The sequence below is a fragment of the Pseudomonas sp. GL93 genome (genome assembly GCF_003408955.1).
GTDB classification, from domain to species: Bacteria; Pseudomonadota; Gammaproteobacteria; order Pseudomonadales; family Pseudomonadaceae; genus Aquipseudomonas; species Aquipseudomonas paracarnis.
Window position 1 is genome coordinate 1 of the sequence record NZ_NKRF01000004.1, and the last position, 1,149, is coordinate 1,149.

Below are 1,149 nucleotides of genomic sequence, written 5' to 3' on the forward strand. Positions count from 1 at the left end.
TGCTTCCACCCATTGCAGCTTGCCGTCCCAGGCCGGCAGTTTGGCCGGTGGTAGGGGGAGGATTTCATTGATTTCGGGGACTTTGGGGTTGGCGTAGGAAGAATCACCCAGTACTTTGCCAACTTTCTCATAACGATCAGCGCGTTCCAGGTCTTCTTGTTGGCCGAGATAGTACAGCTCATCGGTAGGAGGTGGAGCACGAAATGCTTTTTCTAAACGGTTAGGAGCACTTTCGTTACCTGCCATTACGCCGAGTTGGAATACTTCGAGTGCCTCTTGGTATTGCCCCTTGTATTTCAGGTAGACACCTAAAGCGATGGCTGCTCTCCCATGGCCCTGCTCAGCGGCACAACGATACATTTGGAGCGCAACGTCCGGGGCAATATCACTCGGTTCAAGTTTGTCGCCGACATAGTACTGGGCTTGTGCGCTCCCCTGATCGGCGGCCTTTCGGTAGTAACGCAGCGCCATGTCCGGGTCCTTTTTCAGCCCGGCGGCTCCCTGCTGCAAAAAGACTCCCACGAAGTAATAGCCTGTCGCTACGCCCGCATCGATCAGTTGCTGGCTCATACGCAGGTAGGTTTCGCCACTGAGCGTGAAGCTGCCGCGCATGGCGCCGTTCTGCAAGTTGATATTTGCCTTGTAATGGCCGTTTTCGGCTGCGATGCGGTACAGCCGCTCAATCTCGGCGTCGACGCTTTTGTCCTGTTTGAGCTGGTTGTTCTTCTGCAACCAACGGGCGTACTGAAACAGCACATCCGCCTCGGCGGACGGCGTGGGGATCTGTTCATGCGTGCAGGCGAAGGCCAGCTTGGCCTTGATCTCGGAGAGCGGATTCACATGGGCGTCCTTGGTCGGATGGGTTGGGGCATCACACCCCACCAACATCAAACTCAAGAGGCCAGTGACCAGCCACAGGCGCATCATCCGAGTAGTCCCCATTCAACGCGCTCTTCATCCAGGGTGGTTTTGTCTTGCATCGGCCAGGTGCGTAGAACGTAGCGCTTGACGATCTGGGGCGGAAAGGTTTCGCCTTGTTTGAAGTGGCGGATGACTTCTTTCGCCATGACCGTACGCCCAAAGGGCCAGATGACCTTCCAGTAGCCGCTTTCCGGGCAGGCCTGGCCGCTGTGGCAGGTCAATACCGGA

Annotated in this window: 1 protein-coding gene and 1 pseudogene; both read right to left on the reverse strand. The window is 56.7% G+C overall.

Annotated elements, in window-relative coordinates; genetic code table 11:
- A partial coding sequence (locus tag CER19_RS01715; RefSeq protein ID WP_133298294.1) for a DUF6396 domain-containing protein occupies positions 1-924 on the reverse strand: 924 nt, incomplete at its 3' end.
- A pseudogene (locus CER19_RS28700) lies at positions 924-1,149 on the reverse strand (sel1 repeat family protein); the annotation flags it as partial. The gene CER19_RS01715 and the pseudogene CER19_RS28700, both read right to left, overlap by 1 nt.